The sequence below is a fragment of the Vibrio sp. Isolate30 genome, from assembly GCF_022397975.1.
In the GTDB taxonomy this organism is placed as follows: Bacteria; Pseudomonadota; Gammaproteobacteria; order Enterobacterales; family Vibrionaceae; genus Vibrio; species Vibrio fortis.
The window spans coordinates 1,519,327-1,534,965 of the sequence record NZ_JAKEUS010000001.1 but is presented as its reverse complement, the minus strand read 5'-3'; the positions used below and the strand labels follow the sequence as shown (position 1 = coordinate 1,534,965).

General features: G+C 45.4%; 13 protein-coding genes. 11 read left to right on the top strand and 2 right to left on the bottom strand.

The window, feature by feature from the left end; all coding sequences use genetic code 11:
* The first annotated feature begins 124 nt into the window (after positions 1 to 124).
* From L1D60_RS06650 to gntR, 11 genes are all read left to right on the top strand, one after another.
* Positions 125 to 1,546, top strand: a complete 1,422-nt coding sequence (locus L1D60_RS06650; RefSeq protein WP_239840305.1) for an FAD-dependent oxidoreductase — start codon at positions 125 to 127, stop codon at positions 1,544 to 1,546.
* A 285-nt stretch (positions 1,547 to 1,831) separates the two neighbouring features.
* The gene (locus tag L1D60_RS06645; protein ID WP_239840304.1) at positions 1,832 to 2,941 is read left to right on the top strand and encodes a putative 2-aminoethylphosphonate ABC transporter ATP-binding protein; all 1,110 of its coding nucleotides are present in this window, start codon (positions 1,832 to 1,834) and stop codon (positions 2,939 to 2,941) included.
* A 20-nt stretch (positions 2,942 to 2,961) separates the two neighbouring features.
* Complete coding sequence (locus L1D60_RS06640; protein WP_239840476.1) at positions 2,962 to 4,671, top strand: putative 2-aminoethylphosphonate ABC transporter permease subunit; 1,710 nt, start codon at positions 2,962 to 2,964, stop codon at positions 4,669 to 4,671.
* A 77-nt stretch (positions 4,672 to 4,748) separates the two neighbouring features.
* The gene (gene phnR, locus L1D60_RS06635) at positions 4,749 to 5,453 is read left to right on the top strand and encodes a phosphonate utilization transcriptional regulator PhnR (RefSeq protein WP_239840303.1); all 705 of its coding nucleotides are present in this window, start codon (positions 4,749 to 4,751) and stop codon (positions 5,451 to 5,453) included.
* Positions 5,454 to 5,557: 104 nt separating this feature from the next.
* Positions 5,558 to 6,460, top strand: a complete 903-nt coding sequence (locus L1D60_RS06630) for an EamA family transporter (protein WP_239840302.1) — start codon at positions 5,558 to 5,560, stop codon at positions 6,458 to 6,460.
* Between the two features lie 202 nt (positions 6,461 to 6,662).
* Positions 6,663 to 7,679, top strand: a complete 1,017-nt coding sequence (locus L1D60_RS06625; RefSeq protein ID WP_239840301.1) for a TRAP transporter substrate-binding protein — start codon at positions 6,663 to 6,665, stop codon at positions 7,677 to 7,679.
* Between the two features lie 85 nt (positions 7,680 to 7,764).
* On the top strand, positions 7,765 to 8,322 hold the full coding sequence (locus tag L1D60_RS06620; RefSeq protein WP_032550293.1) for a TRAP transporter small permease subunit: 558 nt from the start codon (positions 7,765 to 7,767) through the stop codon (positions 8,320 to 8,322).
* Positions 8,315 to 9,637 (top strand): TRAP transporter large permease subunit, encoded by a 1,323-nt coding sequence (locus tag L1D60_RS06615; protein ID WP_239840300.1) that lies wholly within the window; start codon positions 8,315 to 8,317, stop codon positions 9,635 to 9,637. The genes L1D60_RS06620 and L1D60_RS06615 overlap by 8 nt, the downstream gene beginning before the upstream one ends.
* A gap of 86 nt (positions 9,638 to 9,723) precedes the next feature.
* Positions 9,724 to 10,233 (top strand): gluconokinase, encoded by a 510-nt coding sequence (locus L1D60_RS06610; protein ID WP_239840299.1) that lies wholly within the window; start codon positions 9,724 to 9,726, stop codon positions 10,231 to 10,233.
* Positions 10,230 to 11,768 (top strand): NADP-dependent phosphogluconate dehydrogenase, encoded by a 1,539-nt coding sequence (gene gndA / locus L1D60_RS06605; protein ID WP_239840298.1) that lies wholly within the window; start codon positions 10,230 to 10,232, stop codon positions 11,766 to 11,768. The genes L1D60_RS06610 and gndA overlap by 4 nt, the downstream gene beginning before the upstream one ends.
* Before the next feature lie 146 nt (positions 11,769 to 11,914).
* Positions 11,915 to 12,916 (top strand): gluconate operon transcriptional repressor GntR, encoded by a 1,002-nt coding sequence (gntR, locus tag L1D60_RS06600; RefSeq protein ID WP_239840297.1) that lies wholly within the window; start codon positions 11,915 to 11,917, stop codon positions 12,914 to 12,916.
* A gap of 88 nt (positions 12,917 to 13,004) precedes the next feature.
* Here gntR and L1D60_RS06595 read toward each other — a convergent pair whose 3' ends face one another.
* Together L1D60_RS06595 and L1D60_RS06590 are read right to left on the bottom strand one after the other, a co-directional pair.
* Positions 13,005 to 13,790: a siderophore-interacting protein gene (locus tag L1D60_RS06595; RefSeq protein ID WP_239840296.1), complete on the bottom strand. Its 786-nt coding sequence runs from the start codon at positions 13,788 to 13,790 to the stop codon at positions 13,005 to 13,007.
* Positions 13,791 to 14,017: 227 nt separating this feature from the next.
* Positions 14,018 to 15,496, bottom strand: a complete 1,479-nt coding sequence (locus L1D60_RS06590; RefSeq protein ID WP_239840295.1) for a peptide MFS transporter — start codon at positions 15,494 to 15,496, stop codon at positions 14,018 to 14,020.
* Positions 15,497 to 15,639 lie beyond the last annotated feature (143 nt).

The following is a 15,639-nucleotide window of genomic DNA, read 5'->3' as shown; positions in this document are numbered from 1 at the left end:
AGGAAGGCTTAGGTCTTCCTTTTTTGATCAGTAAGGGTGGCCTTGCAATGCTCACTCTATTTAACAACTTTCAATATCAATGACGCCAGACAGCTTGGTGTCGACTTCATTAGGTAAGTTTTTTATGTCAAAACACTATTCATATTGGTTCAAACAAGCGCTGCAACAGGAATTTGGTCAAGACATTCCCCCGATTGATGCCGGTCAATCACTGACACAAGATATTGAAACAGATATTGCTATCGTTGGTGGAGGCTACACAGGTTTATGGACTGCTATTTTGATTAAACAACAGCAGCCAGAAAAACGTGTTGTGGTTATTGAAAAAGATATGTGCGGTAGTGGTGCGTCGGGTGCCAACGGTGGCTGTATGCTGACTTGGTCTACTAAATATCCAACGTTGAAGCGTCTTTATGGAGAACAACAAGCCAAATGGTTGGTGGAGGAATCTGAAAAGGTTATTTTTGAAATTGAAGCGTTTTGCCAAGAGCATGATATTGACGCTCATCTTTATCGCAGTGGTACCTATTACACGGCAACGAATCAAGCTCAAAAAGGAGGCATGGCGCCAGTTATTCGTGAGCTAGAAAAGCTCGGTATTAACAGTTGGCAAGAGTGTGGCGACAATCTGAGCCGTCAGGCTGGATCTGAACGTCACATCGAAGGTTACTATTCTGAAGCCGCTGGCAGTGTACAACCGGCACTATTAGCAAGAGGACTCCGCCGAGTCGCTATTGAGTTAGGAGTAGAAGTTTACGAAAATACCCCAATGCTTGAGTTGAATTACGGTGAGCCGGCTAAAATCCTAACACCAGCGGCAACCGTTACGGCTGATAAAGTGGTATTGGCACTCAATGCATGGATGCTCGACCACTTTAAAGCTTTCAAACGAAGCATTGTTGTCGTCTCTTCGGACATGATAATTACCAACCCAATTCCAGAAAAATTAGTTGCAGATGGCCCAGAAAAAGGGGCGACTGTGGTTGACTCAAGGATCTTTGTTCACTATTACCGTGATACTCGAGACGGCAGGTTAATGTTGGGCAAAGGTGGGAACAAGTTTTCGTTCGCTAATCATGTCGATAGCATGTTCAACCAGCAGACGCAGTATCTACCACTGCTTAAAAACTCATTTCAAACCTTGTTTCCAAAGCTAGAACAGCAAGATTTTTCTTACAGCTGGTCTGGTGGTTCTGACCGTTCCGTTACCGGGCTACCTTTCTTCGGTAACATTGAGAATCAATCGAATATCTTTTATGGGCTCGGCTACTCAGGTAACGGCGTCGCACAAACCCGTATGGGTGGTAAAATTCTTTCGTCTATGGTCTTGGAATTAGATAACGAGTGGACAAGAAGTGGTATGACAAAAGGGCCACTTGGTCACTTTCCACCTGAACCTTTTCGCTGGTTAGGGGCAATGATGGTGCGTGATGCGGTGCGTCGCAAAGAAAACGCAGAAGATGCCAATCAAAAGCCGATGTGGATAGACAAGCAACTGGCCAAGCTAGCAGGCGCTGCGGGTAAAGCGGATAAAATGACTAATTAGTTTACTTATATGCTTCTATTCTTCGAAAGGTAACTAGAGTGCCAATCCATAGTTACCTTTCCTTTCCCAAGTGTCTGAATTAAATTGATTTTTAATGGATAAGTTGAGCGGCTTCTAGACAAGGTGGTGTTTAGGGAATTGTGCATTTCTTCTGTTTTTTGTTCACGAAACCGAACCGTTATACAAACGCAATATAACTGTCATTTAGCTTCTATAAATTTGTCACTCAACTGAAATGTTCAGAGTTTAAATTTGGTATATACCATTTAAAGAGTGCTGCAGAAAATGAGCAATTCAACCTATCTGAATATAGAAAACGTTGTAAAACAGTTTGGTCAGTTTACGGCGTTAAAAAACATCTCTCTGTCTATCGAGAAAGGGGAGTTTGTCTGTTTCTTAGGGCCGTCTGGCTGCGGAAAAACAACCCTTCTGCGTGCGATTGCGGGATTAGACCTTCCTACTTCTGGACGCATTGAACAGAACCAAGTTGATACCACTTTTCTACCACCAGAAAAGCGTGATTTTGGCATTGTATTCCAGTCTTATGCGCTCTTTCCTAACCTGACTGTGGAAGAGAACATCGCAATTGGTTTGAAAAATCAGGGCATGTCGAACAAAGAGGCACTTGAAGCGGTTGAGAGTTGGCTTGCAACCATTGGCTTGCCGGGCTCTGGACAGAAGTACCCGAACCAACTATCAGGTGGTCAACAACAGCGAGTTGCTCTTGCTCGTGCATTAGCACTTTCACCGGGGCTTTTACTACTTGATGAACCGCTTTCTGCGTTGGATGCCAAAGTAAGAACCCATTTACGTGATGAAATTTGCCAACTGCAACGAAAGCTTGGGATCACTACTATCATGGTGACACACGATCAAGATGAAGCTTTGACGATGGCTGACCGCATTGTGGTGATGAATCATGGTGTGATTGAACAAGTAGGAGCGCCGCAAGAGATCTATCAAAAGCCAGCCACAAGATTTGTCGCAGAGTTTGTTGGTTGCATGAACTTCATTGAAACGTCAGTGATTGCCGATTCAAAAATGCGCATCGCGGAATCCATCCTAACTTTGCCAGAGTTAGATAACTTGGATGCGAACGTTGGTGACCGATTTGATATTGCTGTGCGACCGGAGCAGATCCAGTTTGTTGATCGCTTTAGTGAGTCTCTTCCTGTTCGTATCGTTTCGAGTGAATTTTTGGGGGCATTCTACCGGGTTGAGTGTGAACTTCAGCACGACCCAAGAGCGAAGCAGATTGTGGTCGATGTGCCAGTGAAAACCTTTAATGACATGAAACTGCGTCGTGGAGACATTCGTTATGTGGCGCTCGATCAAGAAGGGTTGCGCGCATATTCGAGCAATGAACGTCTTGTATCTAAAGTTGAGGCAGCGTAATTGTCATGGAATCGACACAAATGATGCAATCTAAGCAACGAATTCAGCAGCGCGTGACACCGCTTCTCGCACGAGTAAGTAAAGATAACGTCATCCTATTCAGCTTGTTGGCGTCCTTGTCTGTGGTGATGGTACTGTTCATTTTGATGCCATTGTGGGCGATGCTTAAGAAAAGTGTCCAGAACGGTGAAGGGGAGTTTGTCGGCCTACAAAATTTCGCGACTTATTTCTCTTCAGCAAGTCTTTGGCAGTCGGTGGGTAACACATTTACTCTTGGGTTACTGGTGACAGTTGTCGTAGGTGTATTCGCGTTTGGTTATGCTTATGCCATAACGCGCTCTTGTATGCCGATGAAAGGGTTATTCCAAGTACTTGGTTCTGCACCGATATTAGCGCCTTCACTGCTCCCTGCTATAAGCTTAATCTTTCTGTTTGGTAATCAAGGTATCGCTAAAGAAGTGCTCGGTGGGCACTCAGTCTATGGCTTGATTGGCATCTCGTTGGGTTTGATTTTTTGGACATTTCCACATGCTCTCATGATTCTGACCACTTCTCTTAGAACGTCCGATGCGCGCTTGTATGAAGCCGCACGTGCTCTCAACACATCACCTATTAAAACGTTCTTTGTCGTTACTTTGCCAGCAGCGAAATATGGTTTGATCAGCACATTGATCGTCGTATTTACGCTGGTGGTGTGTGATTTTGGTGTACCGAAAGTAATCGGCGGGAGTTACAACGTTCTTTCTACTGATATTTTTAAGCAGGTGGTTGGTCAGCAGAACTTCTCTATGGGTGCTGTCACCAGTATTTTGTTATTACTACCCGCCGCTTTGGCATTTGGCGTGGATCGTTGGGTTCAGAAGAAGCAGAAAAGCCTCTTTGATACACGTTCGGTCGCCTATCAACCTCAGCCTAGTGTGATTCGAGACAGTATCTGCTTTATCTATTGCTTGACGATTTCTGCTGCAGTGGTAGTCGTTTTGGGGATCGCGATCTATGGCTCAATGGTAACGTTTTGGCCTTGGAACAAAGCGCTTACCCTCAATAATTACAATTTCGCTGAAATGAGTACGTATGGTTGGACTCCGTTTTATAACTCGCTGACACTAGGTGCATGGGCGGCGATTATTGGTACCGTATTGATTTTCCTCGGAGCATACGGTATCGAGAAAGGGCGTGCGTTTGCACCGATTCGCCAAGTGATGCAGATGCTGAGCGTTGTACCAATGGCCGTTCCAGGTATGGTGCTAGGTTTGGGGTATATCTTCTACTTCAATGACTTGAACAATCCGCTGAACTTTCTATATGGCACAATGACATTCCTCGTGATTAACACAGTGGTGCACTATTACACGGTTGGTCACATGACAGCTCTCACGGCATTAAAGCAACTTCCAGCAGAAATTGAAGCAACGGCGGCTTCGGTCAATCTGCCACAGTACAAATTGTTCTTTAAGGTGACGGTACCGGTATGCTTACCCGCGATATTAGATATTGCGACCTACTTGTTTATTAATGCACTTACCACGACTTCTGCGGTAGTATTCTTATATTCAACGGACACTATTCCTGCGTCGGTCTCGGTACTTAATATGGATGATGCCGGTCAAACAGGGGCTGCCGCCGCGATGGCAGTGATGATTATGCTCGCAGCAGCAAGTGCGAAAGTTGTGCACTTAATTGTCAATAAACTGTTTGAGAAACGCACACAAGCGTGGCGTAAGCGATAATTCGCGGCTTGGCGAATCAGAATTAATATGAGTGGCCATGGAGTGGCTACCAAAAAGAACAATTAAAAGGAAAATTGGTGCAGTACGTAAAAATTAAAGATGTCATCGTTGAGCAGATTGAGTCGGGGATGCTTTCTCCAAGACAAAAGCTGCCAGCGGAGCGAAAACTGGCGGAGTCGTTCGATACGACTCGCGTTACTTTGCGCGAAGCTTTGTCTTCGTTGGAGGCGGAAGGGCGCATTTACCGCGAAGATCGCAGGGGTTGGTTTATTTCACCGGAGCCACTTCGTTACGACCCAACGCAAACACTCAACTTCACCAATATGGCACTGGCTCAAAACCGTCAGCCGAAGACGGAGTTGGTTGCTGCCAAAGGAATATTGGCGACGAAAGAGGCGACACGCTTGCTAAAGCTGGCACCATTCTCTGATGTATACCGAGTTGATCGAGTTCGTCATCTTGAAGATAGGCCGGTGGTGTATGTCACTAACTATATTCGCCCTGAGTTGTTCCCGAACCTGCTTGAACATGATCTCTCTAAATCACTAACAGATATTTACCGAGAGCATTTTGGTGTTGTATATCAAACGATTCGTTATCGAGTAAGTACAACCTCGTTGCTGGGCGAGACGGCTCAGGCACTTCGGGCGACATCTGGATCACCGGCGATGGTGGTTGAAAGGATCAACTACAACCAAGATGGTGAGCTAATTGACTGCGATATTGAATACTGGCGACACGATGCCATCAGTATTGAATCGGTCGCTCATCTTGAACGATAAATGACTAGATGATTGAACACATATAAGCTCGTCTGATAGGCATATCAAATACTATCTAGGTCTCTAAATTAGAGACCTTTTTTATCATCAAAATTGGGAAGAACATGGAACTGTCTGCCATTGTTTTAGTGATTATTTCAGCTCTGTTGCATGCTGGCTGGAATGTGCTTGGAAAATCAAATCAAAGCTCTGGTTCGGCCTTCTTCTTGGCGTCTAGCTTTTCTGCTGCCACCTTACTCACCCCTTACCTAGTTTGGTACATCAATACCGTCGGTTTCTCTAGTATCGGTCTACCGTTTTGGCAACTATTACTGCTGAGTGGAATCTGTCAGGTGGTTTATTTAGTGGGGTTAGGTATCGCTTACAAACAGGCGGATATTGGCGTGATATACCCAATGGCTCGCGCATTGCCTGTATTGATGGTGGGGTTAGGCACCTGGTTTTTAGGGTATTCATTAACTTACAACCAATGGTTTGGGTTTGCGCTGATCACTCTAGGTTGCCTAGTGGTACCGCTTAAGAGCTTTAAAGATCTAAGGCCACGAGCTTATTTAAATCTAGGTGTGCTTTGGGCGTTAATCGCAGCAATAGGTACCACTGGTTATTCGATCATTGATAAAGAAGCCTTGTTGTTGCTCGGTAATATCGACGCTAGCACTGTCACCAATAGAGATGCATCGGTCTTTTATTTGGGAATGCAGTTCTGGGCGATAGCTTTACCTCTCAGTATTTGGCTATTGGTTTCCAATCAAAGTATTGAGTTTGTAAACGCGTGGCGCATTCGAAAACAAGCAGCAACAGCCGGTGTGATGATGGCTGCCACTTATGGATTAGTACTGTTTGCAATGACCATGACTGAAAATGTCAGCGTGGTTGTCGCGTTGAGGCAGGTGAGCATCATCTTCGGTGTTGTGATGGGGATCTACTTTTTAAAGGAAAAGTGGCACGTGACTCGTGGTGTAGGTGTGCTTTTTATTATCTCCGGTTTAGTTATCTCATTGTTTTAAAATAACTATTATATAGTTACTCATTCTTGAAGTGTGACTTTTCGCACGCAATTCCCTTATTGATAGCAAACGTTTTACTGTTGTTAAAGATGTGATCTCTCTCATAGACAGTTCGGTAAAGTTACCGGTAACATCGCACTCAACGTTACCGGTAACATAAAATAACAAACCGGATTAAGTGAAACCCATAAGGATACCCCGAATGAAAGCTATGACTAAAACGCTGATTGCTGCTTCCCTAACAGGTCTATTCGCGACTTCTGCAATGGCTGCAGATTTCAAATTGAAAATTCAATCTTCAGATCCATCCGGTGATCTGAACTTCAAAGTTCAACAGAATTGGGCTGAGCGTGTAGAGACTATGTCTAACGGCCGTATCGACATTGACCTTCTACCTGTGGGTGCTGTGGTTAAGCACACAGAAACGCTAGGCGCGATCAAAATGGGTATCCTTGATGGCCAAGTCACAGCGACAGGTTACTTCTCTGGTAAAGATCCAGCATTTGGCCTTATCGGTAACATGGTTGGTGCTTGGTCTGATACAACACAACTTCTGCAATACATGAACTACGGCGGTGGTAACGAGCTTATGACTGAGCTTTACGCTCCATACGGCGTTAAGTTTGTTGGTGCTTCGACTACGGGGGTTGAGTCGTTCATCTCGAAAGTACCAGTAGACGGTGTTGATGACCTTAAAGGTCTAAAACTGCGTGCTCCTGAAGGTCTAGTACAGCAAGTATTCGCAGCTGCAGGCGCAACGCCAGTTAACTTACCGGGTTCTGAAGTATTTACTGGCCTAAGCAAGGGCGTTATTGATGCGGCTGACTACACCGTATTCTCTACGAACCAAAAAGCAGGTATGAACGACATCGCGACCCACCCAGTGCAACCGGGTTTCCACTCTCTTCCTCTGATCGACATCTCTATCTCTCAGAAGAAGTGGGACAAAATGCCTGAAGATCTGCAAATCATTCTGCAAACATCGGTTCGTGACTTCTCGTACGACATGACAACTCAGCTGAAAATGGCTGACCAAGCTGCAGTGAAAGAAGCGCAAGCAAATCCAGAAATTACGATTCACAACTGGTCAGACGAAGAGCGTAAGAAGTTCCGTGAAATCGCGAAAGGTCAATGGAAAGTATTTGCTGAGCGTTCTCCAAATGCACAGAAAGTCTATGACTCTGTAACTGGCTTCCTAGAGACCAACGGTCTACTTTAATTCACAACGATTATCCAGGCTAAATACCTATTTTAGCTTCTCTTTTGGAGGGCAATTGCCCTCCGTTTTTTTTGAGTAATACGTTATGACAGATAAAACGCCTCATGCGCCCCAAGAGCAAGAAGAGCAACCAAGAAACATTCTCGACCGCGCCATAATCAAGGTCAGCAATGTTCTAAGTGGTTTGTTCATCTTCACTGTATTGATCTCTTTTTACGAAGTGGTGATGCGTTATGCGTTCGATGCCCCAACTACTTGGGTGCACGAAACCGCTTCTTTTGTTGGTGGATCGCTATTTATCGTGGGTGGTATTTACGCCTTTGCCGCTAACAAACATGTTCGAGTCGTTCTCATTTATGATTCAGTTTCTTCTCAAACTCGAAAATACCTAAACCTAGTTCACCACTTAGTGGGTTTAGCGTTTGCAGGTATGTTGGCTTACGCCTCTTATTTCATGGTTCAAGAGTCTTGGTTTACACCCTGGGGTGACCTTCGTCTTGAAACATCAGGCTCGGTACTGAATGCTCCGTATCCAGCACTTCTTAAAGGCATCATCTTTGTTTGTCTTTGTATTCTTGTTGTCCAGTTTGTATTGCACCTAATCCAAGAGATTGTAGGGCTAGGGAAGAAAGACGATGTTTGATTTATCTTCTATTGGCATTGCATGGGGCAGTGTCCTCATGCTGGTTATGATGATCGGCTTGCTACTGACAGGTATGCAGCTGGCGTTCGTAACAGGTTTCGTTGCCATCTTTTTCACACTGTTTTGGTTTGGTCCAGATGCACTGCCTCTAATTGCTAGCCGTACTTACAGCTTTGCATCAGGTTATGTATTCCTCGCGGTTCCGATGTTTGTATTGATGGCTGCTCTGCTTGACCGTTCAGGCATTGCTCGCGACCTGTTTGACGCAATGAAGTCAGTAGGCCGAAGAGTTCGCGGTGGCGTTGCTGTACAAACTCTATTAGTGGCGGTACTGCTTGCTTCAATGTCTGGTGTTATCGGTGGTGAGACCGTGCTGCTGGGTATTCTTGCTCTGCCACAAATGCTGCGTCTTGGTTACGACCGCAAGCTAGCAATTGGTACAACTTGTGCGGGTGGCGCGCTAGGTACCATGCTTCCTCCCTCTATCGTACTTATCATCTACGGTATGACAGCGAGTGTGTCGATTGGTGACCTGTTTAAAGCATCGTTCCTACCAGCGTTCATACTAGCGGGTTGCTACATCGGTTATGTACTGATTCGTTGCAAGTTGAATCCATCTCTGGCTCCGATTCCAAGTGATGAAGAAATCGCGGAAGACATGGAAAATCAGCCAAGCTACTTCAAAGCGCTGTTCTTCCCGCTGCTTTCAGTCGCTACGGTTCTGGGTAGCATCTACACGGGCATCGCGTCAGTAACTGAGGCGTCTGCTCTGGGTGTTGTCGGTATCATGATTTCTGCAGCGATTCGTGGTGAGCTTAACTTCAATATGCTGAAAGAGAGTGCCATCGCAACTATGCGTACCTGTGGCATGATCATGTGGATCGGTATTGGTGCAAGCGCACTAGTCGGTATCTACAACCTAATGGGCGGTATCGACTTTGTTGAAGAAGTGATTCTAAGCCTAAGTGGCGGTAGCCCGCTCGCAACACTGCTTATCATGATGGTTATCCTACTGGTTCTTGGTATGTTCCTTGACTGGGTTGGCGTGGCTCTCCTAACGATGCCTATCTTCGTGCCAATTATCACAAGTCTTGGTTACGACCCAGTATGGTTCGGTGTGGTGTTCTGTCTAAACATGCAGGTGTCATTCCTATCACCTCCGTTTGGTCCAGCAGCCTTCTACCTGAAATCGGTGGCACCAAAAGACATCAGCTTAGGCGAGATCTTCAGTTCACTATTGCCATTCATCGGCTTACAGGTTCTGGTTTTAGGGATGGTGATTGCATTCCCTGAGCTCGCGATGTGGTGGAAATAATCCACATCTTTTAAAGACCTAAAGAACCCCCTAGATTATATAGACAGCCTCCAGTGTGAGTTGGAGGCTAAGGATAGTATTGTCCAATGCAAGCGAAAAAAATCTTAGTAATGGGCGTTTCAGGCTGCGGTAAAAGCTTGATTGGTAGCGAAATTGCTCACGCTCTAAATCTGCCTTTTCATGATGGTGATGATTACCACCCACAATCAAATGTGGACAAGATGGCAGAAGGTACACCTCTAAACGACGATGACCGCCAAGGTTGGTTGGAAACCTTAAACAGGGTTTACGTTGAGAATGAAGCGGCTGTGATTGCCTGTTCAGCACTAAAACCATCGTACCGTGACATTCTAAGGAACAATAACCGAGAGTTAGTGATTGTCTACTTACAAGGTTCGTTTGACACGATTTGGAATCGTCATAAATCCCGTGAAAATCACTACTTCAATGGTGAAGCAATGTTAAAAAGCCAGTTTGAAGCATTGGTTGAACCACAACAAGATGAAGCGTTGTTTATCGATATTGCACAAGATGTGGAAGGTGTTGTTGCTGATGCGCTACACGCGATTAAACAGTTTGAGGAGAAGAAGTCATGAGCACTTCAGTTTGCTCTCAACTAAATAGTTCTCAATCAAGCGTATCTCAGTCCAATATTGCGATGATTGGCCTAGGTGTTATGGGCAAAAGCCTCGCTTTGAATCTACTCGATCAAGGCTTCAACGTGACAGGCTTTGATATCAGTGAAGCACATCGTGATCGTACGGAATCGGAAGCAATAGCACTAGCGCAACAAGTTGATAAAGGGATCTTTTTCAAAGCCACTGACCTCAAACAAGTTCTCGACTCACTGGTTAAGCCGCGCGTGATAGCCTTGTCTGTCCCTGCGGGCAGTATTGTTGAATCTGTAATTGATGATCTGTTGGCGGTGGGTCTTGAGCAAGACGATATTGTTATCGATACCGGTAATAGCCTTTGGACCGATACAGAAGAGCGTGAGCTGAAATATCGAGGAAAACTACGCTTCTTCTCAACGGCGGTGTCTGGCGGCGAAGTAGGGGCTCGCACAGGCCCTGCATTGATGGCTAGCGGTGACAAAGAGGCTTGGGATTACGTTCAACCAATGTGGGAAGCTATTTCAGCTAAGGTTGACGAAAATGGCTTGCCCGTTGGTCAATTTGACAAGGGTGAACCCTGCGCGGCATACTTAGGCCCGGCCGGTGCTGGTCACTATGTGAAAATGGTGCATAACGGCATTGAATATGCGGACATGCAGCTCATTTGTGAGGTTTACCATTTTATGTCTGACGTTTTGGCTATGTCAGCACAAGAGATTGGTGAAGTTTTCGCTAAGTGGAGCCAAGGTGTACTGAACAGCTATCTGATGGAGATCAGCGCTGATATCTTGCAGACGTTAGATCCAACGACACAGAAACCGTTTGTGGAAGTGGTGCTTGATAAAGCTGGGCAAAAAGGTACAGGCCTTTGGACGGCAGTGAACAGCCTTCAAGAGGGCGCACCAGCTCCAACCATTGCTCAAGCGGTATTCGCTCGCGCTCAAAGCAGCCAAAAAGCAGTGCGAATTCAAGGAGCGAAGGTGTTACGAACGCACGTTCAGCCAAACTGCGGTAAGGCCAAACAAGAGACCATTAACGAGCTACACGACGCACTGTATTGCGCGAAGTTGTCGGTGTACGCTCAAGGCTTTGATTTGTTGAAAGCCACCTCAATCAAAGAGGGCTGGGATCTCGATTTTGCTCATATTGTAAAGATCTGGCGTGCAGGTTGTATTATTCGAGCTGTTTTCTTGCAGGACATCACCAAGGCATACCAAGGTGATGCCGAGCTGAGTAACTTGTTATTTGCGAATCGTTTTGTTGAAGAGGTTCATGAACGCTCTTTTGGGTGGCGAGCAGTCGTCGCAAACTCAGCGTTAACGGGTGTTCCAATGCCGGCCATCAGTTCCGCTTTGGGTTACTTCGATTCACTTCGCTGTGAAGTATTACCTGCTAATTTACTGCAAGCACAACGCGACTATTTTGGTTCTCATACTTACTCGCGCACCGATAGAGATGAGCAACAGAAGTTTCATATAACGTGGAGTGAAACACCACGCACAGAGATTGAAGCTTAGTGCTTACCTTTTAAACGTCCTCATTATGGGGACGTTTTTGTTTGTGGTATTACATCAACATTTCGCGAGATAAGGCTTCAAATCCTAATTCAGTTGGATACACTGTTACCAGTAACATAATCAATAACAATAATAACTAACTTACTATGTCAAATAAGAAAAAACGTCCTACTTTACAAGATGTTGCCAATTTAGTTGGCGTCACCAAAATGACCGTAAGTCGCTGTTTACGAGACCCTTCACAAGTTTCTGAAGCGCTACGAGACAAAATCAATTCCGCGGTTGAAGAGCTGGGTTACATCCCAAACCGCGCCCCAGATATCCTTTCAAACGCAAAAAGTAATGCCATTGGCGTGCTGGTTCCGTCGTTAACAAACCAAGTTTTTGCAGAAGTGATTCGTGGGATAGAGCAGGTCACTGCGCCTGCAGGTTATCAAACCATGATTGCTCACTATGGTTATAGCGAAGAGCTTGAAGAGCAGAGTATTGCATCACTGCTGTCTTACAACGTAGACGCAATCATCCTCTCAGAAAACGTTCATACCGAGCGAGCTCGTAAGATGCTTCAAACTGCGTCGATTCCTGTTATCGAGATCATGGACTCGGTTTCGCCACGTATCGAGCAAGCGGTCGGTTTTGATAACTTCGATGCCGCGCGAGAAATGACCAAAGTGATGATCACTCGAGGCCGTCAAAATATTGCGTACCTTGCAGCTCGAATGGATGAGCGCACACGATTAAAGATGGCGGGCTATGAACACGCAATGGAAGAGCACGCACTTACGCCATTGACGATTCAAACTGAAGATGCCTCATCGTTTACGCTAGGTGCAAAGCTGCTTGGTGAATTGCTAAACACCCACCCTGAGGCTAACGGTATCTTCTGTACTAACGATGACTTGGCAATCGGTGCCTTCTATGAGTGCGTGCGACGCGGCATCCAGGTACCTGAACAGATGGCGATAGCGGGTTTCCATGGTCACGATATCACGATGACTATGACCCCACGTTTAGCAACAGTGATTACCCCAAGGGAGCAGATAGGTAAGGCCGCTGCTGAGCAAATCGTTTCGCGCTTGCAAGGCAGAACAGATTGGACGGCGAAACTGGATTTGGGTTACGCGATTGAGCTTGGCGAAAGTATCTAGTCATTTGCCCTAATCAAACTAAAACGCCCTTACTGTCTTCAGTTAAGGGCGTTTCATTTATTCGTCAGGTTAGCCGTTGGGGGTTGGCTTAAGCGTCTGCTTGCGCTTTAGCATCTTCCATTTTTAGAACCTTGTGACCATCTTCGCTAACGCCACGTTTCCAATAGCTGCTGATGTAGATATTCTCTTTAGCCACTTCCTTCTCGTTACGGAAGTATTGGCGCAGTGCTCGCATGTTCTCGAATTCACATGCTGTCCATACTGCAGCAGTGCCTTCAAGCCAAGTGAGTTCTTGAACTTTATCGGACAGTGATGGCGTTTGATCCGACTCTACCAACCAGATGATCTCAAGATGATTTGGTGCGTCCAATGGCTGTTTATCTTGCTCTGAGGTGATTTGAATAACAGCGTAACCTTTTGCATCACGCGGTAGGCTTTTTACTTTTGCCGAAAGAGCAGGCAGAGAAGTCATATCCGCAGCTAAGAAGAACCAATCAGCGTCTTTGTTTAATCCTTGAATGAGTCCTGGGCCACCAATGGTAATGGTTTCACCTTCCTGTACATTCATCGCCCAGCGAGCAGCAAAACCACACTGTAAATCCACGGTGTTGTGACGAACAAAGTCGACGTCAATTGAAGGCACCTCTGGGTTGAACTCACGAATCGTGTAGGTACGCATGGTTGGACGTTGCCCTTCATCGAGAGTTGTTAAGTCTGTGCCACCTATCTCGTTAAACAATAGCTTAATGTAACCACCTTCACAGTCATTCGGGAAGCGACTTAGGCCATCACCGCTTAAGGTGATGCGCTGCATATTTGGAGTGATGGTTTGGGTACTTGTAACAGTAACTTGGATAGGACTTGGCTTACTCATAGTGGACTCTCTTTCTTTATAAGCTAACTATCATAGTAGCCTTCATTAAATGACTCAATAGAAATGGTTATCATTTACATGGATTTACGTCATGCAATTTTGGCATAAATTTTTTGAGAACAAAGAGGCGTGAATAATGGGGGAGATAAAAAAACGCCCTAATCAGGTATTAGGGCGTTAGTGGCGTAATTACATACTGTAATTACTGTGCAGGTTGGTGACTGGAGTTAGCTTTTCGCTTCTTCTAGCTCAACCGCTTGCTCTGCATTTTTTGCTGCATCTAGCATCTTACGAATCACGAACGATGCCGCCATAGCGATAACAACCATCACTACTGCCAACACTGTTAGAAGCTGGAAGTAGTCGCCGTAAACCGTTTGAACGATCTCTTGAGTGATCTCTTGACCTTTCTCTAACGCGATTGACGTAGAGAATACGGCACCCACGATACCCGACAGAGCGATAGCAACAGAGAATAGACTTACAGAGAAGTTCTCAATGTGCTTAGGCGCTACAGATAGGATGAAGGCAACAACCATTGAGCCTACGATAACTTCAGCAATTGCTTGGAAGAAGTGAATCGCTAGGAAGATCTCTGGACGGATAATCACGTCTTCGCCAACCGTTGTTACAGCAAACGTTAGGATACCAAATGCAATTGCAGTCAGCACGAACGCCAATGCTACTTTGGTTGCTGTAGATAGGTGAACATCGCGTTTCTCTAGCATGCCGAAGAAGCCAGCAACGATAGGGCCACCAACCATACACCATAGCGGGTTCATCGCCATTGCCGCTTCAGGTTCTAGCGGAATGAAGCCAAATAGAGAACCTTTCAGCGTGTTGATCGCTACCATGTTCATCGAGGTCATCATCTGACCGTAGTAAACGAAGAAACATGTAGTTAGGAAAGTGATGATTAAGATAGTACCCATCTTCAGAGACTCAGCTTTGCTCGCTTTGAACATCAGAGACACGAAGTAAAGGATAGCTGCACCACCAATGGCGTAAACGATGTTTTGGCCGACATCCATGTTAGAGAACATGAAGAATACAAGACCGATCATCGCGACTGAAAGTGCACCAAACATTGCCCAGTTTTTTGCCGGAACTGCTTTTTGGTCTAACTCTGCACCGACTTCAACAAGGCCTTTACGGCTCATAATAAGCATACCTAGCGCCGCTGCTGCCATGATGCCTGAGATAGCGAAACCACCGTGGAAGCCAATAACCAGCACAATCATTGGGAATAGGTATTGACCTAAGAAAGCACCCACATTGTTGATTGAGTAGTTGATTGGGTAGCCTTTCTCAAAGTCTTCTTGAGAATTGAAAGTGCGCTTGTATAGGCTCGGGTAAGAAGGAGACATCAAACCACGACCGTAACTTGCTAGTGCGATACCACACATAGAAAGTGGAACGTTGGTTGCCGATGCGCCTAGAACTAAAAGAGCGTAACCAGACGCGAATGCTAAGAAACTGATAGTAAGAGAGCGGTAAGCACCAAGGAATTTATCGGCAATGAAGCCACCAGCGATAGCAAAGAGAGGACCAATCGCGGAAAAGGCACCCACGATCATCATGGTATCTGCTTCGTTGTAGTTTAGGTCTTCAAGGAAGAAACGGGTTAAGCTAACGAGTACGCCATAGAATGATAATCCAAACATCATTTGGCAGAACATCATTGATTTATTTAATCTATTCCACATTATTTTCTTCTCACATTTATATTAAGATATAGTGTAATCACCTAATTATAATATCATTACTAGCAAGACATAAACTGAAACATTTGTCTCATTAGAGTTTTAACTCGCCGTATCTTTTCTTATGTTGGCATTGATATTTTTCA